The 24,353-nt window shown below is 42.5% G+C and carries 23 protein-coding genes; 15 read left to right on the top strand and 8 right to left on the bottom strand.

Annotation, left to right across the window (positions count from 1 at the left end; translation table 11 throughout):
* Positions 1-468: 468 nt before the first annotated feature.
* The 7 genes from RM368_RS12175 (at position 469) to RM368_RS12145 (ending at position 7,676) form a co-directional block, all read left to right on the top strand.
* Positions 469-1,116, top strand: a complete 648-nt coding sequence (locus RM368_RS12175; protein ID WP_322694289.1) for a histidine phosphatase family protein — start codon at positions 469-471, stop codon at positions 1,114-1,116.
* Positions 1,117-1,201: 85 nt separating this feature from the next.
* Positions 1,202-2,227, top strand: coding sequence for a glucokinase (locus RM368_RS12170; RefSeq protein WP_322683475.1), 1,026 nt, complete (start codon positions 1,202-1,204; stop codon positions 2,225-2,227).
* 45 nt (positions 2,228-2,272) lie between these two features.
* The gene (locus tag RM368_RS12165; RefSeq protein ID WP_322694288.1) at positions 2,273-2,875 is read left to right on the top strand and encodes a hypothetical protein; all 603 of its coding nucleotides are present in this window, start codon (positions 2,273-2,275) and stop codon (positions 2,873-2,875) included.
* A gap of 145 nt (positions 2,876-3,020) precedes the next feature.
* A complete protein-coding gene (locus tag RM368_RS12160; protein WP_322694287.1) occupies positions 3,021-3,662 on the top strand; it encodes a Uma2 family endonuclease in 642 nt (213 codons plus the stop codon).
* A 397-nt stretch (positions 3,663-4,059) separates the two neighbouring features.
* Positions 4,060-5,529 carry an efflux RND transporter periplasmic adaptor subunit gene (locus tag RM368_RS12155; RefSeq protein ID WP_322694286.1) on the top strand — a complete coding sequence of 490 codons (1,470 nt, stop codon included), beginning with the start codon at positions 4,060-4,062 and terminating at the stop codon, positions 5,527-5,529.
* Positions 5,530-5,602: 73 nt separating this feature from the next.
* Positions 5,603-6,820: an ABC transporter permease gene (locus RM368_RS12150; RefSeq protein ID WP_322694285.1), complete on the top strand. Its 1,218-nt coding sequence runs from the start codon at positions 5,603-5,605 to the stop codon at positions 6,818-6,820.
* Positions 6,821-7,064: 244 nt separating this feature from the next.
* On the top strand, positions 7,065-7,676 hold the full coding sequence (locus RM368_RS12145) for a hypothetical protein (protein WP_322694284.1): 612 nt from the start codon (positions 7,065-7,067) through the stop codon (positions 7,674-7,676).
* Between the two features lie 76 nt (positions 7,677-7,752).
* Here the strand turns inward: RM368_RS12145 and RM368_RS12140 are convergent, their stop codons facing one another.
* Positions 7,753-8,121, bottom strand: coding sequence for a Dethiobiotin synthetase (locus tag RM368_RS12140; RefSeq protein ID WP_322694283.1), 369 nt, complete (start codon positions 8,119-8,121; stop codon positions 7,753-7,755).
* A gap of 209 nt (positions 8,122-8,330) precedes the next feature.
* Here RM368_RS12140 and RM368_RS12135 point away from each other — a divergent pair, with 209 nt between their 5' ends.
* The 3 genes from RM368_RS12135 to glmS all read left to right on the top strand — a co-directional run bounded on the left by RM368_RS12135 (position 8,331) and on the right by glmS (position 11,744).
* Positions 8,331-8,567 (top strand): hypothetical protein, encoded by a 237-nt coding sequence (locus RM368_RS12135; RefSeq protein ID WP_322694282.1) that lies wholly within the window; start codon positions 8,331-8,333, stop codon positions 8,565-8,567.
* Between the two features lie 523 nt (positions 8,568-9,090).
* Positions 9,091-9,336, top strand: a complete 246-nt coding sequence (gene psaC / locus RM368_RS12130) for a photosystem I iron-sulfur center protein PsaC (RefSeq protein ID WP_012411495.1) — start codon at positions 9,091-9,093, stop codon at positions 9,334-9,336.
* Positions 9,337-9,872: 536 nt separating this feature from the next.
* Entirely contained in the window at positions 9,873-11,744 is a 1,872-nt protein-coding gene (gene glmS, locus RM368_RS12125; RefSeq protein WP_322694281.1) for a glutamine--fructose-6-phosphate transaminase (isomerizing), read from the top strand.
* Between the two features lie 202 nt (positions 11,745-11,946).
* Here the strand turns inward: glmS and metX are convergent, their stop codons facing one another.
* Together metX and RM368_RS12115 are read right to left on the bottom strand one after the other, a co-directional pair.
* A complete protein-coding gene (gene metX, locus RM368_RS12120; RefSeq protein WP_322694280.1) occupies positions 11,947-13,026 on the bottom strand; it encodes a homoserine O-acetyltransferase MetX in 1,080 nt (359 codons plus the stop codon).
* 234 nt (positions 13,027-13,260) lie between these two features.
* Positions 13,261-14,565, bottom strand: a complete 1,305-nt coding sequence (locus RM368_RS12115) for an O-acetylhomoserine aminocarboxypropyltransferase/cysteine synthase (RefSeq protein WP_322694279.1) — start codon at positions 14,563-14,565, stop codon at positions 13,261-13,263.
* 204 nt (positions 14,566-14,769) lie between these two features.
* Between RM368_RS12115 and RM368_RS12110 the strand changes: the two genes are divergently transcribed.
* Entirely contained in the window at positions 14,770-15,666 is an 897-nt protein-coding gene (locus RM368_RS12110) for an AraC family transcriptional regulator (protein ID WP_322694278.1), read from the top strand.
* Positions 15,667-15,775: 109 nt separating this feature from the next.
* Entirely contained in the window at positions 15,776-17,128 is a 1,353-nt protein-coding gene (locus RM368_RS12105; protein WP_322694277.1) for a cytochrome P450, read from the top strand.
* Positions 17,129-17,262: 134 nt separating this feature from the next.
* Here RM368_RS12105 and RM368_RS12100 read toward each other — a convergent pair whose 3' ends face one another.
* The 5 genes from RM368_RS12100 to RM368_RS12080 form a co-directional block, all read right to left on the bottom strand.
* Positions 17,263-17,823, bottom strand: coding sequence for a GNAT family protein (locus tag RM368_RS12100; protein WP_322694276.1), 561 nt, complete (start codon positions 17,821-17,823; stop codon positions 17,263-17,265).
* A 70-nt stretch (positions 17,824-17,893) separates the two neighbouring features.
* On the bottom strand, positions 17,894-18,592 hold the full coding sequence (locus RM368_RS12095; protein WP_322694275.1) for a glutathione binding-like protein: 699 nt from the start codon (positions 18,590-18,592) through the stop codon (positions 17,894-17,896).
* A 65-nt stretch (positions 18,593-18,657) separates the two neighbouring features.
* A complete protein-coding gene (locus tag RM368_RS12090) occupies positions 18,658-19,434 on the bottom strand; it encodes a class I SAM-dependent methyltransferase (protein ID WP_322694274.1) in 777 nt (258 codons plus the stop codon).
* Positions 19,435-19,920: 486 nt separating this feature from the next.
* Positions 19,921-20,220, bottom strand: coding sequence for a ferredoxin (locus RM368_RS12085; RefSeq protein ID WP_322694273.1), 300 nt, complete (start codon positions 20,218-20,220; stop codon positions 19,921-19,923).
* A gap of 109 nt (positions 20,221-20,329) precedes the next feature.
* Positions 20,330-21,178, bottom strand: coding sequence for a uroporphyrinogen-III synthase (locus tag RM368_RS12080; RefSeq protein WP_322694272.1), 849 nt, complete (start codon positions 21,176-21,178; stop codon positions 20,330-20,332).
* Between the two features lie 309 nt (positions 21,179-21,487).
* Between RM368_RS12080 and RM368_RS12075 the strand changes: the two genes are divergently transcribed.
* The 3 genes from RM368_RS12075 to RM368_RS12065 all read left to right on the top strand — a co-directional run bounded on the left by RM368_RS12075 (position 21,488) and on the right by RM368_RS12065 (position 24,195).
* Positions 21,488-22,399, top strand: a complete 912-nt coding sequence (locus tag RM368_RS12075) for a S1C family serine protease (protein ID WP_322694271.1) — start codon at positions 21,488-21,490, stop codon at positions 22,397-22,399.
* Positions 22,400-22,729: 330 nt separating this feature from the next.
* Entirely contained in the window at positions 22,730-23,566 is an 837-nt protein-coding gene (locus RM368_RS12070) for a S1C family serine protease (RefSeq protein ID WP_322694270.1), read from the top strand.
* Positions 23,563-24,195, top strand: a complete 633-nt coding sequence (locus RM368_RS12065) for a response regulator transcription factor (RefSeq protein WP_322694269.1) — start codon at positions 23,563-23,565, stop codon at positions 24,193-24,195. Before RM368_RS12070 ends, RM368_RS12065 begins: the two co-directional genes overlap by 4 nt.
* Positions 24,196-24,353 lie beyond the last annotated feature (158 nt).

Here is a 24,353-nt window from a genome sequence, read left to right as displayed (position 1 = left end):
TATTAGCATGGCAAGCTGAAAATATTCGGTTTCAAAAACTCACAAAAACCAAAATTCAATCATTAACAGAACGTGAGTTCGACCAGTGTTATATTAACCTCTCCCTCAGCCCCTCTCCTTGTAGGAGAGGGGTTTATTTTTTACCGTTACTTTCATGAAGAACCACATTTATTTTCTTTACTTTTTGAGTGTTACTATCGCAAACGTTACGGCACACTCAAAACAATTACCGTCAGCCATCTACTATCAGTTATTGAATGTGGAGTTTGGTTTGAACCATCCCAATCTGATATTTACATTTGAGTTCATGACATAATCTTAACTAGTTGATACTGATAAGTTTTACTAATTATTAGTATTATTAAATATTATTACGATTTTTGTCCTATATTAATATTTGCAGCCCTCCTTGCAGATATCTATATATTTGTTTAGCGGCGAATTCTATTCATCGGAATAATTAAACTTATGAGTCAAATAGTCTGGATAGCAAGACACGCTAACCGCCTCGACTTCGTAAACCCCGATTGGTTTCTCACCGCCGAACGACGCTACGATCCACCCTTGTCTGATGATGGTATGGTGCAGGCACAACAGTTAGCTAAACGATTAAAAAAAGAAAAGATTGCCCATATTTTCGCTTCTCCTTTCCTGCGAACCGTACAAACGGCAAATGCAGTTGCAGAAATGCTCGACTTGCCGATTAAACTCGAAACAGGCTTGAGTGAATGGCTAAATCCAGTTTGGATGACAGAAGAACCCGAAAGACTCTCAACTCCAGCCTTAGCAGAGTTATTCCCCAGAATTGACACCAGTTACACTTCACGCATCGCCGCCAAATATCCTGAAACTCGCGAAAAAGTGCGAGAACGTTCTGGGCAAACTGCTAGATGTTTAGCTACTGAGTTCTTACCAGAACATATCCTGCTAGTAGCACATGGTGCATCTGTGTTGGGGGGAGCAATGGGGCTAGTGGGGGAAATTGCCAAAACAGAAGTCAAGGCTTCTTTGTGTTCTCTGGTAAAAGTGGTACGCGAAGATCCAGAATGGTTATTAGAACTAAAGGGAGATACTTCCCATTTAACCCACATAGAAGAAGTTATTCGATTTGCTTAAACCTCTGATAGAGATTTGTGTTCATGACTTCTGCTAGGTTGAGTATATCTTACAAAAAAAGTAATTTAATTCACCAATAAATTCTATGACTTTGTTACTAGCAGGAGACATCGGCGGTACGAAAACTATTCTGCAATTGGTTGAAAAATCAGACTCACCAGCTTTACATACTATTTATCAGGAAAGTTACCACAGTGCCGATTTTCCTGATTTAGTACCGATAGTGCAGGAGTTTTTGGTCAAAGCTAATACACCTACACCAGAAAAGGCTTGTTTTGCGATCGCCGGCCCCATTGTCAAAAATACTGCTAAACTGACCAATTTAGCTTGGTTCCTGGATACCGAACGTCTACAAGAAGAATTGGGTATCCCGCATATTTCTTTGATTAATGACTTCGCCGCCGTTGGCTATGGCATTTCAGGTTTACAAAAAGAAGACTTGCTGACATTACAAGTTGGCAAACCTCAACCCGAAACCCCTATTGGAATTATTGGTGCTGGTACTGGCTTAGGGCAAGGATTTTTAATTAAGCAGGGGAACCACTATCAAGTTTTTTCTTCAGAAGGTGGACACGCTGACTTTGCCCCTCGGAACGAGATCGAGTTTCAACTGTTGAAATACCTGTTAGGTAAACATGATATCCAGCGCGTTTCTGTGGAACGCGTGGTTTCTGGAATGGGAATTGTGGCAATTTACCAATTTCTGCGCGATCGCAAATTTGCCACAGAATCACCAGATATTGCCCAAATCGTTAGAACTTGGGAACAAGAAGCCGGACAAGAAGAGAAAAGTGTCGATCCTGGTGCTGTCATTGGTACAGCTGCACTAGAAAAACGCGATCGCCTCTCGGAACAAACTTTGCAATTATTTGTAGAAGCTTACGGTGCAGAAGCCGGTAATCTCGCCCTGAAACTTCTACCTTACGGTGGCTTATACATCGCTGGTGGAATTGCGCCCAAAATTCTGCCCTTAATTCAAAACAGCGGTTTCTTATTAAATTTCACCCAAAAAGGCAGGATGCGCCGCCTCCTCGAAGAGATCCCGGTGTATATTATCCTCAACTCGCAAGTCGGCCTAATTGGTGCTGCTTTATGTGCTGCTAGGTTATAACAGCTGGCATCATCAGTGAGATCAGCATCTCAAAAGGCAAAAAATATGACATTTAAAAGTTTGTTGCCACTAATAGCAGCCACCATTGTTTGTGGTGGCTCTGTTCTTGTGGAAGCGCGTCAACCCAAATCTCCGGTAGCTGTTGTCAAATCAACCGTTTCTCAACCCGTGCAGCCACAATGGAAGTTATACACTGCTCCAGATGGACGTTTTACAATTTTGATGCCGGGAAGCCCCAATAGAAATACCGAAAACCAAAAAACTTACATGGGGGAAATTACTTTAGAAATATTTATTGCTCAACCACCAAAGCAACAAGTAGCATACATAGTTGCTTACAATGATTTTCCTTATAATTACGGTGAAATGGCCGATCCTCAAGCTGTACTTAATAATGCACGGGATATGGCTTTAAAGACTACGAAAAGTAATTTAATTAGTCAACGAAACATTCGTAGTTACAATAATCATCCCGGCAAAGAAATTCAGTACATCAATTCTGGAGGCAAAATTACTATAAGTAGAATGTATGTTGCCGAAGGAAGACTATATCAAGTAATGGCAATCACTACCAAAAAACAGCAGAAGACACTAGCTAAAACCATTACTGGGTATTTAAATTCTTTCAATGTGGTTTTAAAAAAGTGAAATAACTAACAACTTCTACTATATTAGCCTTGTAATTAATTGCAGGGCTAATATATAGCAGGAGGCAGTTAAAGCTTTGCTGTCAGCTTAGTGCTGGCAAATGAAACTTGTACAATCGTTGTTAAAGTTCCTCTTTCGCAATATTATGAGCGAATTACAGACTCAACTAGCAACCGATACCTGGATAGCAGTAACTTGGGATGAATATATCCAAATAATTGAAAATCCTGCCTACGAAAAAGCCAAGGGCTATTACCACAATGGACAGATGAGGATTGAAATCTACGCAATCGGGAATGACCATGCCAGCGACCATGCAATTATTCTCTTTGCTGTTAACTTGTTTGCGAGCATTAAAGGCATTGCTCTAAATGGCAAGGATAATTGTACATATCGGAAAACAGGCTTTAAGGAAGCTCAACCTGATGTGTCTTACTATATTGGTGAAAATGCTGATGTCATTCCTTACGGCACTTCTATCATCAATTTAGATATATATTCACCACCAGATTTAGTTATTGAAGTGGCTAATACCTCACTTGCTGACGATCGAGGTGAAAAACGACTTTTATACGAAGATTTAGGAGTGAAAGAATACTGGATTTTAAATGTCCAGAATGCCCAACTTATGGCTTTTGCTATTGAAAACCAAGGTAGCAGGCGGATTACAGAATCTCAGGTATTACCAGGATTATCAATTTCTTTATTAAACGATGCATTAGGGCGAACTCGTCAAATAAATCAAAGTCAAGTTGGTGCTTGGTTATTAACCCAATTTCAGCAATAATTACAAACTGCTTTGCGGTAGGGAATGGGGAGTAGAGAAAAAACAAAGGATACAGAGCAATTAAAGTGCGATCGCACTACAGCAATCCTATCTGATTTGTGAGAATTGCCAGCCGTAGATTCCCAGTTTCTCAAAAAAGTCGGGAATCTTGTTTCTCACGAATAGTTCAAGATTGCACTAATATGCTGTGGCTAAAGTCACCCTTTCAGGTGAAGACATACAGAAATACGAATGCCTAGTATGAAGTAAGATTAAGCAACTGTGAAGCTGATTATGCGTCTAGTTGTTAGTTAACTCATAAAAATTTAATCCTAAAGCTTTAACAACTCCGTACTCTCCACTTCTGCTCTAACTAAAAAATATTTTTATACAGCAAGATTTACAGGTTTCTATAAATATGGCTACGCACATAAAAATTCCAGTTATTGGCAAAGTTAAGCATCCATCGCGCTGGCTGATTGGGCTGATAGCGGGGAGTGCTTTGGTTGTGGGTACTATAACAACTTACACCTTGGTAAACCAAGGGACAAACAAAGAAGATATTGCTCAACTAACTGTGCCAGTTGCAGCCCAAAACGTGACGTTGCGGATTACAGCTAGTGGCAAAGTCGTGCCAGTTCAGAGCGTAAATATTAGTCCGAAGAATCCCGGAGTGCTATCGCAATTATACGTGGAACAAGGCGATCGCATTCAACAAGGGCAAATTCTCGCCCGCATGGATAGTGCCGGTATTGAGGCTCAAAGGAGTCAGTACCGTGCCAACTTAGCCCAAAGTCAAGCACAGTTAGCCGAAGCCCTTGCTGGTAGTCGTCCTCAAGAAATCGCTCAGGCGAGGGCGCGATTAGCACAAGCTCAAGCCCAATTAGCTGCGGCTAAGGCTGGTAATCGTCCCCAAGAGATTGCTCAATCTCAATCTCAAGTAGATGCGGCTCAAGCAAGGGTGAATTACACCAGCGAACAGGTAAAGCGTTACCAATATCTATACGAACAGGGAGCAGAGAAAAAACAATTACTCGATCAAGCCATCAGCGATGACAAAAGTGCTAGAGCCAATTTAGAAGAAGCGAAAAAACGATTTTCTTTAGTCCAAAGTGGCACTCGCACTGAAGAAATCGACCAACGCCAAGCCGCTGTTAACGAAGCACGGGCAGCATTAGTACTGTTAGAAGATGGAACCCGTTCTGAAGAAATTGTCCAGCGTCAAGCCGCTGTTGCATCTGCTGAGGCTCAATTAAAGGGTGTACAAGTGCAGTTGGAAGATACTATTATTCGCGCTCCTCTGTCGGGAATTGTTACCCAAAAGTATGCCGAACCAGGTGCATTTGTTACACCCACAACTTCGGCATCTACTAGTGCATCGGCAACTTCCAGTTCAATTGTCGCCGTAGCACGCGGTTTAGAAATATTAGCTCAAGTTCCCGAAGCCGATCTTGGCAGAATGAAACCGGGACAGCAGGTGGAAATTGTCGCTGATGCCTATCCCGATCGAGTTTTTAAAGGTCATGTGCGCCTGATTGCTCCCGAAGCAGTGGTGGAACAAGGTGTGACATCCTTTCAGGTGCGGGTTGCTATCGATACTGGCATAGATAAACTGCGTTCTGGCTTAAATGTGGATCTGACTTTTTTAGGCGATCGCGTTAATAACGCCTTGGTATTACCAACAGTGTCAATTGTCACCGAAAAGGGTAAAACTGGCGTACTCGTACCAGATGCAAAAAATAAACCCCAGTTCCGCGAAGTTACAGTTGGGGCACAAATTCAAGACCAAACTCAGATTTTAGAGGGAGTTAAAGCAGGCGATCGCATTTTTGTTAACCCACCCAAAGATTACAAAATTGAGAAGGCTAAAGAACAGAATAATTCGTAATACTTCGACTTACCTCGACTTCGCTCGGCACAAGTCGCTCAGTACAAGTTCGTAATTCGTAATTATATAAGATATGAATTTTCTCGAAAGCATGAATATGGCGGGGAAAACCCTGCTGTCAAATAAACTGCGTAGCGCCCTGACGATGTTGGGTATAGTTATTGGCAATGCCTCGGTGATTGCCATGATTGGCATTGGCGAAGGTGGGCAGAAGTATGTGAATAAACAGCTGGAGTCACTAGGGCCAAACGTGCTATTTGTACTGCCAGGGAATCGAGAAACTCAGCGAATCTCCTTTGAAGTGCCAAAAACTCTGGTGTTGCAAGATGCGGATGCGATCGCTTCTCAAGTACCAACAGTAGTAGGAGTTGCACCAGAGTTAAACAGAAGACAGGTAATTACATACCGCAATAGAAACACCGATGTCAACATTATTGGCACAACTCCCTCCTTTTTATCAGTGCGGGATTTTGAAACTGATAAAGGCAGGTTTTTCTCTGAGGTTGACATCAAGCGAAATAACCAAGTGGTAGTGCTGGGTGGAGATTTGGCAGAAAAACTATTTGGTAATAGTAACCCTGTAGGACAGCAATTGCGAGTTGGAAATACCAGCTTTCAAGTGATTGGGACGTTAACAGCCAAAGGTTCCAGCGTGGGAGCAGATTATGATGATGCTGCCTTAATCCCAATCACCACATCAGCAAACCGACTTGTGGGCAAAAATTCTCCTTATGGTATTGCCTTAGATTATCTCGTTGCTGCCGCTCGTGATTCCGATAGCGTGGATGCAGCAGAGTTCCAAATTACTAATTTGCTGCGTCTAAGACACAAAATTAATGGTGAAGATGACTTTACTCTTCGCACCCAGAAAGATGCTTTGCAAACTGTCGGTCAAATTACAGGTGCATTGACAATTATGCTAGCTGCGATCGCCGGTATATCCTTGTTTGTCGGCGGCATTGGCATTATGAATATTATGCTTGTCTCCGTCACCGAACGCACCCAAGAAATCGGATTGCGAAAAGCGATCGGCGCAACTGAGCAAGATATTTTGCTACAGTTCATCATTGAGGCAGTGATTGTTTCTGCGGCTGGCGGCTTAGTTGGGACTGCGGTTGGTGTCAGTGGCATCCTATTAGTGGGAGCCTTGACTCCTTTGGAAGCTAGTCTTTCTCCTGTAGCGATTACTATGGCAGTTGGTGTCTCTGGGGGTATTGGTTTATTCTTTGGCGTTGTTCCTGCACGTCGTGCTGCTAAACTCGACCCGATTGTGGCTTTGAGAAGTGCTTAGATAAATCATCACAAAGACGCGATCGATCGCTGTCAAGACAAAACGACTGATTATTGTAGAGACGGCGATTCATCGCGTCTCTTGGCTGTAACCGAACAGTATTGATATGAGTCCTATCGTTGAGCGATCGATAAAGGCTTCGATGCGCGATCGCTACAATCCATTGAAGTAATTTTGCTGAAAAACGGGAAGACTATGGTTAATCCCAAATGGGGAAATTTCTATAAAAATCCCGAACAGCAAAATGCTCAAAAAATCTTTACTTAACTGTTTAATTTTGCCTGTTTCTTTAGTGCCCTGGCTCTGTGTGGGAACGCTTTTCAATTCCCCAGCCAATGCTTTACCAGGGCAAAGTACAGAAGAGGTAGGCACTTGGATTAAAGCACATCCGACACTCCGCCCCAGGAGAGGGGAGCAATTATTTGTGCAAAAGACTGATACTGCTGCCCAACGATTCACTTTTCAAGCGTCGGTATTGCCTCCTGGTAGGGTGGAGTTTTCCAAAGACCGGGGCACAATTCGGACTGAGCGTATTACTATGTATGATGCTATTAACGGCATGACATTTGCCCGTCTCCAAGAATCCTTGCGGGTAATTTATGGCTTGGAAATTTATCAAGACTACGATCGCGCCCAAGTTGTGTATCAATATCCCAACGAAAAGGTAATTAATTCAGCGCGTCTGGCCAAAACTCCAATTCGGGAAGCTTTAAAGGGAGAATTACGAGTAGGCGATCGCTATGTATATTGGGTGGAAGTTGCCCAACCCAAGAATGGCAAAGCGTTTACCGGCCAAATGACTGTTTTGCTCAAAACTGACTTAGACAAGTTAGAAAATGAACTGCAAATTCGTTAATGGCTATTAGTCATTGGTCATTTGTCATTTGTCATTCTCCTGTGCTCCCCCTGCTCCCCCTGCTCCCCCTGCTCTCTCATCTCTTCCCCAACTCCATAGTCGCTAAGGTTTGCCATATACCCGAAAAGATACTTTCAGCTGCTAAGGAAATTCGTAGTAAATCTTCTTTGAGTAGTGGTGGCCAATCAACCCCGGCTTTACGCCCTGCGCTAAATAGCTGTTGTGCCTTAATACTTAACTGATAAAGGGCTAAAGCCAGTTCTCGGTCTACGCTCTTTGCATCTTTGAGGGCTTCAAACACCACTTTCAATGCCAACAAAATCGAAGTGATCTGACCGGGTACCGGCGGTTTGCCCTGTTTCATACGCGTTAACAGCGCATCTGGGTTTTCCTCGGTTGTGATTGTCTGATCTATGAGGAGTTTCCTAGCTGTTTCGTAATTCATGTAGTCAGTTTAGCGTACATTTTGCTTCAGCAGTAATACTTAATTAAAAAGTAATAAAACGGCTTTCTAGTTATTTATAGCAATCTCTGATGATTTGTGAAATGATAGTCGTGGGGAAAATTATGAGGAATTGGCCATACTCTAGGTTAACCAGATAGACTGAATATAATATCTTTGAAAAATACATCTAACTAGGAATCAAAAATAAAATGATCTCACCAAATTTACTAGAAATTGAGCGCTCTATCCTTGCCTTGTCTGTGGAAGAACAACTTTGGTTGTTAGAAACTATTGTTCGTAAAATTCGAGAAAATGAGTATGTAAAAGATAGTTTTTCTGATACTAAAAATCTAGATGAACAACTGCAATTTACTGCTATCGAGCCAAATATTCAAACACAAATTACTGCTATACATGATGAGTTTGCAATTTCTGAAATTCTCTAATATATAGGAATATCAATCATGAAATTGCCCGACTGAAAAAGTTAAATATACAATTTATCGGTGAGCGATCGCAAAAACATTGCTGAGTGCGATCGCAGTCTCGAAATTAATTATTTACATCGCACTCAGCAGTTTTATTCAGTAATGACAACAAGTTTTTGCGTAATCTAGATTGCCAAACTGTTTTCGTTTACACGGGGATGTGGCGATCGCAAAATCAAATTATTAACCAAAATCCCCATAGTTAAAATTATGGAGATGTCCCTATTTGCTTTTAATTTTGTTTAATCTATCTTTACTATTCAACCTGATTATGGTATATAACTGTGGGAAATACGCTCTGATGATGTTGCTGATTATCAGTCAATAGGGACAATCTCGCAAAAGCAAATTTTAACGGTGCTTATTACATTGTTTAAAGTTATGTAGCCTTTTGATTACGGCCTATCAACCACTGCGGTAGACTATGCGTTGATTATGATTCTTTCGCAGAGAAGAACACTCGAAAGGAGCCGTTTTTTCAATGTCTCATACCGTAAAAATCTACGATACCTGCATTGGCTGCACCCAATGCGTCCGCGCTTGCCCTACTGATGTACTTGAGATGGTTCCTTGGGATGGCTGTAAAGCTGCTCAAATTGCCTCTTCACCCCGTACAGAAGACTGCGTGGGCTGTAAGCGTTGCGAAACTGCTTGTCCCACCGACTTTTTGAGCATCCGGGTTTACCTGGGCGCTGAAACAACTCGCAGTATGGGTCTAGCTTACTAAAAGCTGAGTGCTGAGTGCCCAGTGCTGAGTGCTGAGACAAAAAGAAGTAAATCAGAAACACAATTTCTTGATTCTTCACTCGGAACTCGGAACTCGGAACTCGGAACTCAGCACTCAAGACTTTTAATTGTCTCAATAGCAAGCACCTTTACGATCGTAGAGTGGACACTGCCCGCCTTACGAAATCGCAATTTTAGATTGGGGATATAATCTCTGGGTATCTAAATCCTAGAAGCTATATTTGTACCGTCAGGTCAAAAACTGACGGCGAATCCTCTGTAAAAAAACCTAAAATCCATAACAATGCCTAGTAGTCTGCCAACCTAAAAATGTTAGGTGGAGGTTGGGTAAAGGTTAAAGGGACTCATGGTAAGGGATAAAAAACCTTTCCCCCTTACCCTTTACCCCGCTTGCAATGCCTTGGCGTACTACTAGTGGTAGAGGGAGTATTTTACTCCCTTTTTCTTTGCAAAACGTCCACTTTATGCTACCTACTATACTGGATTTAATCATCCTGAAAAAAAGTGGTGTGAAGAATGTGCGGAATTGTTGGATATATAGGCACTCAAGCGGCGACAGACATTTTACTAGCTGGACTGGAGAAACTAGAGTACAGGGGCTACGATTCGGCTGGAATCGCCACTGTTTGGGAAGGTGAGGTAAATTGTGTGCGGGCAAAGGGTAAACTCCATAACCTGCGTTCTAAATTGGAACAAATAGAAACCCCTGCCCAAATTGGTATTGGTCATACACGCTGGGCAACTCATGGCAAACCAGAAGAGTACAATGCCCATCCCCATTTGGATACGGCAAAGCGAGTGGCGGTGGTGCAAAATGGCATTATTGAAAACTACCGCGAGTTACGCGAAGAACTCAAAGCTAAAGGACACGAATTTCGTTCTGAAACCGATACCGAAGTCATTCCCCATCTGATAGCCGAATTTTTAAAGAATCTTCCCCCTTCATCTCCCTTCATCGACGCAGTTCGTCAAGCCGTTAACCATTTGCGCGGGGCGTTTGCACTTGCAGTTATTTCTGCTGATTTCCCCGATGAATTGATTGTGGTTCGCCAACAAGCACCTTTAGTAATTGGTTTTGGTCAAGGGGAGTTATTTTGTGCCTCTGACACGCCTGCGATCGTTGCTTACACCCGTGCAGTGCTACCTCTGGAAAATGGCGAAATTGCCCGCCTCACACCTTTGGGCGTTGAGATTTACAATTTTGCTGGCGACAGGTTGAAAAAACAACCCCGGTTGCTCAACTTCAATCCTGCAATGGTAGAAAAGCAGGGATTCAAACACTTCATGCTCAAAGAAATTCATGAGCAACCAGGAGTAGTAAGAGCTAGTTTAGACGCATACTTCAATCCAGCCGAATCTACCGAATCCCCAATCAATCTTGGTTTACCTGCGGATTTATACACCGATTTAGAACAAATTCAGATCCTCGCCTGTGGTACCAGTTGGCACGCAGCATTAATCGGAAAATATTTACTCGAACAACTAGCAGGAATTTCCACTCAAGTACATTATGCTTCTGAGTATCGCTATGCACCATCACCCGTGACGGCTAACACCTTGATCGTTGGCGTTACCCAATCAGGTGAAACAGCCGATACCCTAGCAGCTTTGGCGATGGAAAAAGAACGTCGCCAAGGGAAAGAACCCAAATATGAAGCGCGACTACTGGGAATTACTAATCGTCCAGAAAGCAGCCTTGGTCATCTGGTACCGCATATTATTAGTACCCTAGCAGGAATTGAAATTGGGGTGGCAGCGACGAAAACTTTTACTGCCCAATTGATGGCGTTTTATGCTTTAGCATTGGATTTGGCAGCTCGTCGTCAGACAGTTTCAAAAGATACACTAGATCAAATTATTAATGGGTTGCGACAGATTCCCAAAGAAATTGAGGCGACTTTGGCAAATCAGGAAAGTTTAACCGAACAGCTAGCCCACGAATTTGCCGAAACTAAAGATTTCATTTTTGTGGGTAGAGGAATTAACTTTCCCATTGCTTTAGAAGGGGCATTGAAATTAAAAGAAATCAGCTATATTCATGCCGAAGGGTATCCAGCTGGAGAAATGAAACATGGCCCGATCGCACTTTTAGATGCGAAAGTACCAGTAGTTGCGATCGCCATCCCTGGTAGTGTTTATGAAAAAGTTATTTCTAATGCCCAAGAAGCCAAAGCCAGAGATTCTCGGTTAATTGGCGTGACTCCTGTTAACGATGGCGAAGCTGTGGAAATCTTTAACGATTTACTCTCTGTCTCAAATGTAGATGAATTGCTTTCTCCTCTCCTCACAGTTGTACCTTTACAACTATTGGCTTATCACATTGCTGCCCGTCGCGGTTTGGATGTCGATCAGCCGAGGAATTTAGCTAAAAGTGTTACTGTTGAATAGTATATATTTATACTACTATTTTAGATGAAAATAGCTTTTGAAGAAATTATATCACTTGCAGAAGCTATTTTTTTGTTTAGATTGTTTAAGTACACTTTAGATTCAAGGCGTTGCAGAGAAAGCGGGATGATTTTGCCATATGTTTAATGCAATATTTTAAGCTTGCCACGGCACTACAAAACGACAAAATCAGATTATCGAGTTAAAAGGCTGAGAAATCTAAACCTTGCCGAAAAGAAATCAGCAGTTCATTCAATGCAGCCATATCAATTAAAAATGCATCATGTCCGTGGGTTGAATTCAGCCACGCCAGTTGAGCATTAGGGATTAAATTTGCCAATTCTTGTTGTTCTACTGGAGGATAGAGGATATCAGAATCAATTGCAATAACTAAAATTGGTTGCTGGATGCTTTGCAGAATAGATTCATAATCTGACAAATCAGGACTGGTGCGATCGCGTGCAATATCGTGGCGATCCATTGCATGGGTGAGAGTGATGTAAGTGTTGGCATCAAATCGTTCTGTTAGCTTTTGACCTTGATGCTGTAAGTAACTGGTTATAGTAAACTGCTCAGATGCATCATACTCGCGTCCAAAGCGGCTTGTAAAACTATTCCAAGAACGGTAAGTAGACATCGCCATCATCCGCGCTACTGCTAGTCCTTGGTTTGGCGGCGCATTTAGAGTATAGTTCCCTCCTTGCCAGTTTGGATCGGCATAAATTGCCTGTCTTTGGGCTTCACTTAATCCAATACACCAAGCTGAATGTCTGCCAGAAACAGCAATGGGTGCGATCGCTTTCACCTTTTCTGGATATAACAATGCCCACTCCAGTGCTTGCATTCCACCGAGCGAGCCACCAATTACTAACCGCAGAGATTGAACACCCAGGTATTCTAATAGCGCAACTTGCAGGCAAACCATATCTCGGATTGTAATCTTAGGGAAGAATACCCGATAAGGGTTTCCCGTTATGGGGTTGACAGTAGTTGGCCCAGTTGTGCCGTAACAACTTCCCAAAATGTTGCTGCATACAATAAAGTCGCGTTCTGGATTGAAGGCTTTCTCTGAACCAAATAAAGGTTCCCACCAATCATCAGCATCAGCCGAACCAGTTAAGGCATGACAAATCAGTACCCCATTATCGCCTTGAGCATTTAACTGTCCCCAGGTGCGATAAGCAACCTGAACCCCAATTAATGTTGCGCCGCCTTCTAATTGAAATGGTATTGTTAGCTGGTAGAACTGGGTTTGCGGTGAGATGAAGTCTGAGTAGATCATATCTAGGAGTGGGGAGTGGGAAGCAGAGGGGCAGGGGAGTAGGGGAGTAATACTGCTTGGTTAAAGGGAAAAGGGTAAGAGGAAAAGGATTGGAAGGCTCGATTTATAAGGTTTTTTCCCTTTAACATGAGTCCCTTTCCCCTAAAACCCGACAAGTATTGAGTAGAGGAGAAGTTGCAGTAAGTTTTTCCCCTGTGCCCAATGCCCAATGCCCAATGCCCCATTCCCCATTGATTAACTCTTAACTTGCTGGAATGTCTGCTCAAAATCTTCTTTGATGTCGTCGATATGTTCAATTCCCACTGATACTCGCACCAAATCGGGTGTCACACCTGCTGAAAGCTGTTCGTCATTACTTAGCTGTTGATGGGTTGTAGAAGCGGGATGAATAACAAGGGTTTTCGCATCACCAACATTTGCTAAATGACTCGCCAATTTTACATGATTAATAAAAGCTTTACCCGCTTCTAGTCCACCTTTGATACCAAAGTTTAAAACTCCCCCAAAGCCATGCCGAAGATATTTTTTCGCTCGTTCATGATAAGGGTGATTGGGAAGTCCGGGATAATTAACCCAAGATACTTGCTCTTGCTGTTCTAACCACCGAGCCAATTCTAGGGCATTGCTCGCATGACGATCTACACGCAAAGAGAGAGTTTCTAATCCTTGCAGTAACAGAAAGGCGTTAAATGGACTCAAGCACGGGCCAAAATCTCGTAACCCCTCGACTCTAGCGCGAATAATAAAGGCAATGTTACCAAATGTTCCACTAGGGCCAAACACTTCTTGAAAATTTAGCCCACGATAGCCGGGTGCTGGCTCAGTAAATAGAGGAAATTTGCCGTTACCCCAATCAAATTTACCCGAATCGACAATTACACCACCAATGGAAGTACCATGTCCGCCAATCCATTTAGTTGCAGATTCTACTACAATGTCTGCACCATGTTCAATTGGTCGAGCTAAATAACCACCAGCACCGAAGGTATTATCTACAATTAAAGGAATGCCGTTTTCGTGGGCAATGTGAGCTAAAGCGGCAAAGTCGGGAATATTGAATTGAGGATTGCCAATGGTTTCAACGTATAGGGCTTTGGTGCGATCGTCGATCGCTTGACGAAAACTTTCTGGGTCATCTCCCTCAACAAACTTGACTTTAATACCTAGCCGTGGTAAAGAAACTTTAAACTGGTTATATGTCCCACCATACAGAAAACTAGTGGAAACTATATTATCCCCAGTCTGAGCGATGGTACTGATTGCCAAGAATTGTGCCGCCTGACCACTAGCGGTTGCTAATGCTGCTACACCCCCTTCTAACGCAGCAATCCGCTTTTCAAATACATCCGTCGTCGGGTTCATGATGCGGGTGTAAATGTTACCAAATTCCTGGAGAGCAAATAACCGCGCTCCGTGGTCGGTGTCATCAAAAACGTAGGAAGTTGTTTGGTAAATCGGTACAGCACGAGCATTAGTTCCAGGAGCTGGCTCTTGTCCAGCATGAACTTGCAAGGTTTCAAAACGATATTGTTCTGACATAAGCAGTTATTTGAGTTTCCATTTATACAAACAATTAACAATAATTGAGCGTTGTTTTGGATAAATCAACGGTAATTTGGAGAGCTTACCGTATTTTACCTGTTTGCATCTAAGATTCCTCATCTCTAGCACAACAAGTTGGAAAATAGAAAATGGGAATTAACACCTCTTAATTTATATTTACAAAAAAGCGTGTGAGTCGTCATGCAAATAGACCAGCCTTTTAGAATTAATGCTGCCCAACCAGACAAACTAAAACAATTTCTTCCCAAACCTTTAATTATTTCCAGCCCAGTTGCAGGTTGCAATGGTTTTTATTTTGCCTATCATCGCCAGTCAAACTATCAACTTCCTGAAACATCACCTTTTCAGCATATTGTTACTATTTATACTAAAGAATTTGAGGCAAAATTAAAAATTAACGGACACTGGCAAAGTAAATCTTATGCAACAACCGATGTGGGGATTTTTCCTGCTCACCAAATTTCTCCAGCAGTACAATTTGAACAGGAATTAGGGTTTATTCACCTTGGTTTTGAACCAACGATGATTACTCGTGTTGCTTACGAATCAGTAAATCCTGATGCAGTTGAAATTGTACAACAGCTGCAAACTCACGATCCATTGATTCAACAAATTGGACTGACACTTAAGCACGAAATAGAAACTAGTGGATTTGATAGTTCCCTGTATATGGAGTCAGCAGCAAATCTACTGGCAGTGCATTTATTGAAACGTTACTCAACGCAGAAATTTATCATTCGAGAATACACAGGTGGATTACCAAAACATAAATTAAAAGAAGCGATCGCTTATATCAATGATAACTTAGACCAAAATTTGTCACTTGCAGAAATTGCGGCGATCGCACAGATAAGTCCGCATTATTTTGCTAGCTTGTTTAAGCAATCAATGGGAATAGCACCTCATCAATATGTCATCCAATGCCGAGTTGAAAGAGCAAAGTATTTACTTGCAAAGCGAGAATTATCAGTTATGCAAGTCTCCCAATTGGTAGGATTTCAAAGTCAAAATCATTTCACCAAGGTTTTTCGCAAATATATTGGCATCACTCCTCAAGCATTTAGAAAGCTACGCTGAATTTTTCGGAAGATAACGCTAGTTTTCGGAAGATTGCGTGAGACAGCACGATATTGTTAAAGCTAGACTCAATAGTTATCACCACACTTTGAATCTGTAGTCAAAAAAAATGACACAACTAAAACCAGCCCAGGAAATGCCCGGTAGCTTTGGGCTACCCATTTTAGGTGAAACTCTCCAATTATTTGCTACCCAAGGATGGGGACTGGCGAAGAACTATGAACGCTACGGGCCTATTTTTAAAACCAGCATTTTAGGAAAGAAATATGCCGTTTTGGTAGGGGTGGAGGCAAATCGACTAATTTTGCAAGAAAAAGCCGATTATGTATCTTCCTACTTAGGATGGAAAGTGGCTATGGAGCATATTTTTGGGCGACCTATGATGCTTCAAGATGGTGAAGAACATCGCCGGACTCGTCGTTTAATGGCTCCAGCCTTTCATAGTAAAGCCATTGCTAATTATTTTGACATCATGCAAACTGAAGTTAACAAGTGCCTAGAAAACTGGGTGCAAAACAGTCCAATTTCCATCAAGAATGAATTTAATCAGTTAGCATTGCGAATTGGAATTCGGCTATTATTAGGTGTTCGAGTACAAAACGAAGTTGAGCAAGTCGAACAGTTGTATAATACTTTGACGCCGGGAGCATTGGCGCTATTACGGTTAGATATACCATTCACAAAATATGGTCGTTCCCAAAATGCTCGTCGTCAGTTGAAAGCTTTCTTAGAAAAAATTATCAGCGAACGCAAACTTCAAGGCAACTTAGAAGAGTCTAGTGATGTATTAGGATTATTTTTGGCAGCATTAGATGAAGAGGGAAATGCTTTAGCACAGTCGCAGATCGTAGACGAATTGATACACTTATTAAATGCAGCGCATTTCACTACTGCTACATCCTTAACGTGGGCAATGGTTGAATTAGCAGCGCGTCCGCAATGGCGCGATCAACTCCGCCAAGAACTTAGAGAAGTTGTCAAAGATGAACCTTTGAACTTGGGACACCTCAAGCAACTTAATCAAATGACTTATTTTTTCAAAGAAATAGAACGACTTTACAATCCCGCAGGTGTAGTGCTGTTTCGGGGAGTTGTAAAAGAAATTGAATACGCAGGTTATCGCATTCCTCCTGGTTGGGTGGTGATTGTTGCTCAAGGATTAACGCATCGCATGAGCGAGATTTATACTAACCCCGAAAGTTTCGATCCAGAACGCTTTGCCCCTCCCCGCGAAGAAGATAAAAAAGACTCCTTTGCTTTAATTGGTTTTGGTGGTGGCGAACATATATGCATTGGAATGGAGTTTGCCAAGATGGAAATGAAGATTTTTTTGGCAATATTGTTGCAACGATATGATTGGAAAGTGACACCAGAATATGAACCTAACAACTATTATCAACTACCGTTTCAAGTAGAAGGAAAATTACAGGCACAAGTCAGCAACATCGAATGGAGAAACTAAGTTCAACACTATCCTGTACTCGTTGCTAATACTAATTTAATTAATGGTTGCAACACATCTTTGGTTAAAGACGCGATGAATCGCGTCTCTACAAATGCTCTATTTGCCGCATTCTTTTTTCAAATTTGTATAAATTATTCACTCAGTTTTTTATTTTTAAGCACAAATTGCTCCAGATCGTGATACTGTCCTTTGAAGAAGGCATACTGTTTTAATACACCCTGACTGTGAAAACCTAACTTTTCTAGCAACTTTTTAGAAGCGATATTTTCCAGCATGACTTGGGCAATAACGAAACGCAAATCCATTTTCTCAAACCCAAATTGCAAGATAGTACTTACTGCCTCAGTCATGATGCCTTGTCTCCAAAAAGTACTGGCAAGCTCATAACCGACTTCAGCAGAGTGTTCTTGTGGGTTCCAGGTAAACCCACAAGAACCAATCAAAACGTTGTCTTGCTTACGGGCAATTCCCCAGCGAATTCCATCTCCTCGCTCAAACCGCTGGGCTCTACGTTCAATGACTCCGATCGCTTCTTTAATAGAAGTGAAAGTATCAAGATTGTGAAACTGAGTCACGCTCGGATCGGAGAATACAGCAAAGGTAGCTTCAGCATCCTGTAACGTTGTCTCACGAAGAAGCAGCCTTGCTGTTTCTAATTGAGGAAAGGAAGATAGTAAGAAGCCGTTGCTCATAGTTGCGACTGATGATCTGGGGTTAGAGCTAAATTAGCGATCGCCACCGTGACAAAACTAATCAAAAAGCTCAAGGCTGAATAGTCTTCGCCGACTGGTTAAATAACAAATTTCGTGACTTATCTGGATCGAGCGCTTGAGTTTTCAATGCTTCGGCTTTTTCGTAGGCGCGAATTGTTGCTGGACGCGCTTTAATTGTTTCAAACCAGCGCTTGAGGTGAGGAAAATCCTCTAGGTTTTGACTTTGGAGTTCATGCGGCACAATCCAGGGATAAGCAGCAATATCGGCAATGGAATAATCGCCAGCCACAAATTCTTTATCTGCTAGTTGCTTATTCAACACTGCATATAAGCGTCCCGTCTCATTCACATAGCGGTTAATTGCATATTCAATCTTTTCGGGAGCATAATTACTAAAGTGATGATTTTGTCCCGCCATTGGTCCTAATCCTGCCATTTGCCAGAACAACCATTCTAAAACTTGAGTGCGATTACGTAAATCTTGAGGGATTAATTTCCCGGTTTTTTCTGCCAAATATAGCAAGATTGCCCCAGATTCAAATACCGAAATTGGCGCACGTCCATCTGCTGGTTCGCGGTCAACGATCGCAGGCATACGATTATTAGGAGAAATCTTTAAAAATTCTGGCTTAAATTGATCCCCAGCCCCAATATTTACAGGAATTATGGTGTATGGTAAGCCGACTTCTTCTAAGAAAATGGTGATTTTATGACCGTTTGGGGTTGTCCAATAATAAAGATCGATCATGGTTATTTTTCCTAAAATTGCGCGATTGTTTTGTAGGTTAATAGTGTGTTACAGATATCTCTTAATTACGAATGAGATTGTGGTGCTTTTGCGATCGCAGCCCAAACTCTGTGGTGAACCTGAAGAATTGGCGTAGGATATTTTGTTTCGAGTAATGTCGCCAATTCTTGGTCAAATACTTCTACCTTTTCTAGTGTCAAACTGGCTCCTACACCAGCACTAGCACGAATTCGTCCCCGCCAAGCTTCGTGTGTATAAGACACAAACATATCGTAAGAAAATGTGCGGATTTCTCGGAATCCTCCTTCGCCAATATCCTGTAACCACAGGGGATACAAACCATTACCGCCGCCCAAATTCCACGCGGGATTATGAGCTTGGATCAATTGTTCCGTTGCGTGAACTACATTACCTTTTAAGGGTATCCAATCAAAATGTGCGATCGCCAGCAAGCCATTTACTCTCAATATGCGAGTAATTTCCTTGACAGCACGCGGACGGTCAAACCAATGCCAACACTGTCCAGCTGTCACCACATCCGCACTGGCGTTTGGTAACTCGGTATTCTCGGCACTTGCAACTCGATAATCTACTTTGGGTTGCATAGATTCGCTTAACAGTCTGGCTTGTTCTAAAAGTGAAGCTGATGGATCTAGGCCAATTACATAAGCACCTCTATCGGCAAACCCCCGCGCTAGTGTCCCTGTTCCTGTACCGAGGTCAACAATATTCTGCCCTGGTAAACCTATACCATATTCAGACAATTTGTTAAATAATGAACTAGGAAACCCAGCCCGGTGTTTTGCATAATCAGTAGCAGTTGCACCAAAATCAATTTTCATACCTACAAAACTATTTTTGTAACAATTGTCTAGGCTAGAAGTTCTCTACCCACGGACGTAGTTCTATTTCCCATGTCCAAGCACTGCGGGGTTGGGGTGAGGGCTGATATTCTATGATTCTGCACCCAAGACAAACTCATCTGTCCCCTTATTTTTCCCCTTTTTACTCCAAGCTTAGTACTGTTCGCCTATTGTGCGCGTAGTTGTTGAATGTCGGCGGTGGAATTGTGGAAGCGGTTGTAGGTTTTAGCTAATCTTTCAAAGAATGCAAATTATCAAAATGTTGCTGCACATTTTATAACCACTTGCGATCGCAGCTTAATTTTCCCACTTTTTTAGGGTAACAGTATACAATAGTGGGCTGCTACCGCCAGCAAGGGAGGCAGAGCAGCCCAATGAGCAGCATTTATTTTCAGCCAGAGATATGAGATTTAAAAAGGGTTGGGGCTGAAGTATGACACCAATGCCCTCAACCCTTACCCGCTCTTAAGCGTTAAGCGCTTCCTCTTGATGGGTTTGGATAGTGCAATCAGAAGTGGCATAGGCAACGCAGGTGAGAACCCATCCCGCATCAACTTGATCGTTGTCTAGGAAATTCTGATCGTCTTGGTTAACTGTACCTGAAATCAGTTTGCCAGTGCAGGTAGAGCAAGAACCAGCGTTACAGGAATAGGGCAAGTCCAGCCCGAATTCCTCGTTAGCGATCTCTAGGATATACTCATCATCAGGAACGTCAATTACTTGTTCGCCGTCTGGGGTCTTTAATGTAACTTTGTAAGTTGCCATGTAAAACTTCCTAACTCAATATAAACTCCATTTTCGATACTACGGGTTTATGTGCAGCTAGTCTAGAGTGAAATTTGGTTGATTATTTTACATCTTAAGACGCTTAGTTTTAATCGCAAGTAAGAGTAAAAAATGCTGCGATCGCTTCAGAAAATCCCTCGAATGAATTATAATCTCTAGACACAATAGAGACATTCATACCCAACTTTTGTGCATTAGCAGTGGTGTAAGGGCCAAAACACGCAATTACACAGCCCTCATAATCGCTTTGTGAGTTGACCATTGTCAAAAAGCTTTCTACTTCCGCGGTGCTACTAAAGGCAATTACATCAATAATTCCTTCACGCATCAGGTTTAATTCCATACCATAGATAGTTTTATTTAAACCCTGCGTAATATACGTGGGTACGCGAGTTACTTCTATGCCCAATTGTTGCAAATCCGTAATCAAATTCGGTACAACGTCAGGTTCAGGCAAACCCACAACCTCTGGAGCCGGGATCAGCACTTTTTTCTCGTGAATTTGCGGAAGTTTCGCTAATTCAGCCACAATTCCGGCTGGGCTAGATTCTGTTGGGATTAAATCCACCTTGCCACAAAAAGACAATAAGCTTTCTGCATCTTTTCCTAATGCACATAAGTGGCATTTTTGTACTACAGATATAGGAATATTCAAATCATTTATCCGCTGAAAAAATGCTGTGATTCCGTTTCGACTTGTGAAGAGAATCCAATCAAATTCGTTTATATCGGCTAAAGCGGCATCTAACTGAGTGTAGTTTGATAAATAGCAGGTTTCGATAGTAGGCATGAAAACAGGTAAACCACCTTTTTTGATAATTTGTTCGGATAACCTATAAGCATAATTTCTCGGTGCTGTTATTAAAATTCTCTTGCCATAGAGAGGTAATTCTCTAGATGGAGTCAGCAGGTTGATTTGTTTTGATTGGGTGTGCATTTGTTTCTTGAAACAGAATTCAGGAGTCAGAATTCAGAATGAATTCTATACGACGGCTAAATTGAGCGCTCAGTCTAGCCGTCGTAAACTGAATAATATAGCGCAATACAAAAGATGTAGAGACGCGATTCATCGCGTCTTGAAAGACCAATTATCTACACCAATAACCGCAAGAATTCAGCAACGCCAAAAAGCTGATATAAATCCTAGCCATTTTTCTAGGATGAATTACTCTCCATTTTTCCGATGTCATCTGTGTTGAGAAAACGGCACAATCTGAACATCTAAGAAAGTTGGCAGAAAAATCTTATGTCTTCATTACTGGCTTTGTCCAACAGTTTAGCTGACACCGTAGAAGAAGCTGGAAGTGCTGTGGTTGCGGTGAATGGGGGTACACGTGTTTCCCCAAGTGGCATTCATTGGCGTAATGGCATCATTGTTACCTCTGATGAGTGCCTCCAGCGCTATGACGATATCACCATTACCTTATCAAATGGTAGTACTGCACCAGTAACACTCGTCGGTCATGACTCTAGCACCGATATAGCTGTTTTTAAACTAGAAAATGCAGAAATACCTGTGGCCAAAGTTGGCGATGCTAAAACGCTCAAAGTCGGTCATCTCGTGTTAGGACTGGCAAGAGGTAGCGAAGGTGATTTAAGGGCGGCGATGGGTGCAGTGAGTGTGGTTAGCGGTACTTGGCGGAGTATGAGTGGCGGGAATATTGACCAATTTATCCGCCCAGATATCACCCTTTACTCTGGGTTTGCAGGTGGGCCGCTGGTAGATGCGGCTGGTTTTGTAGTAGGGATGAATACATCGGGGCGGCGTGGTACTGCTCTGACAATTCCTACTGCGACAGTCGATCGCGTGGTTGACCAATTAGTAGCAAAAGGACGCATTTCTAAGGGCTACTTGGGTGTGGGAATGCAACCTGTACGTTTACCAAAGAATCTAAAAACTGCTCTCAATTTAAGTTCGGCAACTGGGGTAATTGTTGTCAACGTTGAGGCTGCGGGGCCTGCTGACAATGCAGGTATACTGCTTGGCGATGTTTTGGTAACATTCGATGGCGTAACTGTGAGCGATACAGGTGATGTGTTGGCGCTACTCAATAGTAGCGATCGCATTGGTAAAACTGTCAACGTCCAAGTTGTCCGGGGTGGAGTCTTAATTGAGTTAGCGATCGCAGTTGGCGAACGACCTACTAAGGAGGAATAATGCCAATTTGCGATGGGTTAGAGAGACGCGATAAATCGCCGTCTCTACAGGTAATTTATCCATCAATTATTTATTGACAGACTACTGGCTTTGTCAAGATTTATCTAAATGTTTTGATTCATTCGACCTTTTTACTCGGACATTGCACCTTTTTGCTCGGACGTTGCACCTTTTTGCTCGAACGTTGAGCCTCTGAACTCGGAAGTTGCACCTTTTTGCTCGAATCGTCATTAGTCATTAGTCATTTGTCATTTGTGTTTCTAAGGACAAAGGACAAATGACAAAGGACATCACTAGATTCTACTTTCACACGCTCAAAAACTGTATAACATGGCAAACACAACATTAACTAACATCGCTGCTGAATTGACAGAGGTAGCTGCTAAACTACGCGATCGCACTGTCAAAGTAAAAAGCGGCTCTCAGGGAGTCGGTTCTGGTGTGATTTGGCAACCTGACGGACTAATTATCACTAATGCCCATGTAGCAACTAGCAATCGCGCAACTGTGGAATTGGCAGATGGAAGGGTATTTGATGCGGTGCGTACCCAATTCGATCCACAGCAGGATTTAGCTGCCCTGAAAATTGTCGCTACTGATTTAACTGCTGCAACTATCGGCAATTCTGAAGCGCTACGAGTGGGTGAATTAGTTTTAGCAGTGGGTAATCCCTTTGCTGACAGTGGCGCTGTGACAACTGGAATTATCCATGCAAATAATCCACGAGCAGTTATGGCGGATTTGCAGCTATATCCTGGTAATTCTGGGGGGCCACTTGCCGATTGTCAAGGCCTGGTCGTGGGAATTAATACGATGATTGTTAATGGTTTGGCTGTGGCGGTTCCCAGCAACACCGTTGAGCGTTTTTTACAGGGAAATACTCGTCCGCAGTTGGGAGTTACACTGCAACCTGTGCTTTTAAGTAGGCGTAGCTTGGGTTTATTGGTGCTGTCAATTTTACCTAACAGTGCGGCAGAAAATGCTGGTATACAAATCGGCGATGTTTTAATTGGAGTTTCGGGGCGATTATTCACTAGCATGAATGACTTAACCAAATATCTCCATGAAAGTAAAGGATCTGTGCCGCTACAAATCCTACGCGGTAGACAGCAATTCGTGATTTATGTTGCCGTGCAGTCCGATAAAACTGCTGTGGAGGCGACATGATCCGAGTGATGGTAGTTGCTACTTCCCCTGTGGTGCGGGCAGGGTTATCAGCTGTGGTGACTACCAATCCTCGGTTGACGGTTGTGGGGAGTGCATCCGATTTGGATGTATTGGCGAGTGAAGTCGGGCAATTACAACCAGATGTGGTGCTGGTAGATTTGAGCGGGAATTTTCAACAAGCGGTGTGGGAAAAATTGCTAATTATTCAAGAACAGCAATATCCATTAGGAATAATCGTCATTGTTGAAGAACTCGACAGCATCGACTTAGAGACGGCGTTACGTTCTGGTATTCGGGGAATATTGCCTAATACTAGTACAGAGTCAGAAATTGTTGCGGCTGTAGAGGCGATCGCTTTTGGTTTACTGGTGCTGCACCCAAATGCTGTAGAATTACTGTCTATCCGCGAAAAAATAGTAACGAATCCCGTACAAACCTTGACACCACGCGAGATAGAGGTTTTAGGAATGCTTGGATCGGGGTTGGGAAATAAAGCGATCGCAAAACGTTTGCATATTTCTGAGCATACTGTCAAATTTCATCTTTCATCCATTTTTCAAAAGCTCACTGTCTCTAGCCGCACTGAGGCTGTTGCTGTGGGTGTGCGACTGGGTTTGATTATGCTTTGATCGATAGACTTTTTGGCATTGGGGGAAAAGGGTAAGGGGTAAAGGGGAATGGCACAGAAAAGATACAGCCCATGCTCTGACTCGTTCTGACTGGTTCCCTGCCTTTAGGGCTTGTCATTACCAACATCTTTTAAAGTGAGGTAGGGATGTAATAGAGT

It is taken from the genome of Nostoc sp. DedSLP03, from assembly GCF_034530815.1.
Lineage (GTDB): Bacteria > Cyanobacteriota > Cyanobacteriia > Cyanobacteriales > Nostocaceae > Nostoc.
The sequence above is the reverse complement of the archived record's forward strand: the minus strand, read 5'-3'. Positions and strand labels throughout refer to the sequence as shown.

Coding starts and splice junctions, on each gene's coding strand:
- RM368_RS12145 (WP_322694284.1), top strand. CDS start 7,065: ATGCTCAAAAAATCTTTACTTAACTGTTTAATTTTGCCTGTTTCTTTA.
- RM368_RS12105 (WP_322694277.1), top strand. CDS start 15,776: ATGACACAACTAAAACCAGCCCAGGAAATGCCCGGTAGCTTTGGGCTA.
- RM368_RS12155 (WP_322694286.1), top strand. CDS start 4,060: ATGGCTACGCACATAAAAATTCCAGTTATTGGCAAAGTTAAGCATCCA.
- RM368_RS12115 (WP_322694279.1), bottom strand. CDS start 14,565: ATGTCAGAACAATATCGTTTTGAAACCTTGCAAGTTCATGCTGGACAA.
- RM368_RS12165 (WP_322694288.1), top strand. CDS start 2,273: ATGACATTTAAAAGTTTGTTGCCACTAATAGCAGCCACCATTGTTTGT.
- RM368_RS12175 (WP_322694289.1), top strand. CDS start 469: ATGAGTCAAATAGTCTGGATAGCAAGACACGCTAACCGCCTCGACTTC.
- RM368_RS12065 (WP_322694269.1), top strand. CDS start 23,563: ATGATCCGAGTGATGGTAGTTGCTACTTCCCCTGTGGTGCGGGCAGGG.
- RM368_RS12095 (WP_322694275.1), bottom strand. CDS start 18,592: ATGATCGATCTTTATTATTGGACAACCCCAAACGGTCATAAAATCACC.
- RM368_RS12140 (WP_322694283.1), bottom strand. CDS start 8,121: ATGAATTACGAAACAGCTAGGAAACTCCTCATAGATCAGACAATCACA.
- RM368_RS12170 (WP_322683475.1), top strand. CDS start 1,202: ATGACTTTGTTACTAGCAGGAGACATCGGCGGTACGAAAACTATTCTG.
- RM368_RS12100 (WP_322694276.1), bottom strand. CDS start 17,823: ATGAGCAACGGCTTCTTACTATCTTCCTTTCCTCAATTAGAAACAGCA.
- RM368_RS12110 (WP_322694278.1), top strand. CDS start 14,770: ATGCAAATAGACCAGCCTTTTAGAATTAATGCTGCCCAACCAGACAAA.
- RM368_RS12085 (WP_322694273.1), bottom strand. CDS start 20,220: ATGGCAACTTACAAAGTTACATTAAAGACCCCAGACGGCGAACAAGTA.
- RM368_RS12075 (WP_322694271.1), top strand. CDS start 21,488: ATGTCTTCATTACTGGCTTTGTCCAACAGTTTAGCTGACACCGTAGAA.
- RM368_RS12150 (WP_322694285.1), top strand. CDS start 5,603: ATGAATTTTCTCGAAAGCATGAATATGGCGGGGAAAACCCTGCTGTCA.
- RM368_RS12080 (WP_322694272.1), bottom strand. CDS start 21,178: ATGCACACCCAATCAAAACAAATCAACCTGCTGACTCCATCTAGAGAA.
- RM368_RS12160 (WP_322694287.1), top strand. CDS start 3,021: ATGAGCGAATTACAGACTCAACTAGCAACCGATACCTGGATAGCAGTA.
- metX (WP_322694280.1), bottom strand. CDS start 13,026: ATGATCTACTCAGACTTCATCTCACCGCAAACCCAGTTCTACCAGCTA.
- glmS (WP_322694281.1), top strand. CDS start 9,873: ATGTGCGGAATTGTTGGATATATAGGCACTCAAGCGGCGACAGACATT.
- RM368_RS12135 (WP_322694282.1), top strand. CDS start 8,331: ATGATCTCACCAAATTTACTAGAAATTGAGCGCTCTATCCTTGCCTTG.
- RM368_RS12070 (WP_322694270.1), top strand. CDS start 22,730: ATGGCAAACACAACATTAACTAACATCGCTGCTGAATTGACAGAGGTA.
- RM368_RS12090 (WP_322694274.1), bottom strand. CDS start 19,434: ATGAAAATTGATTTTGGTGCAACTGCTACTGATTATGCAAAACACCGG.
- psaC (WP_012411495.1), top strand. CDS start 9,091: ATGTCTCATACCGTAAAAATCTACGATACCTGCATTGGCTGCACCCAA.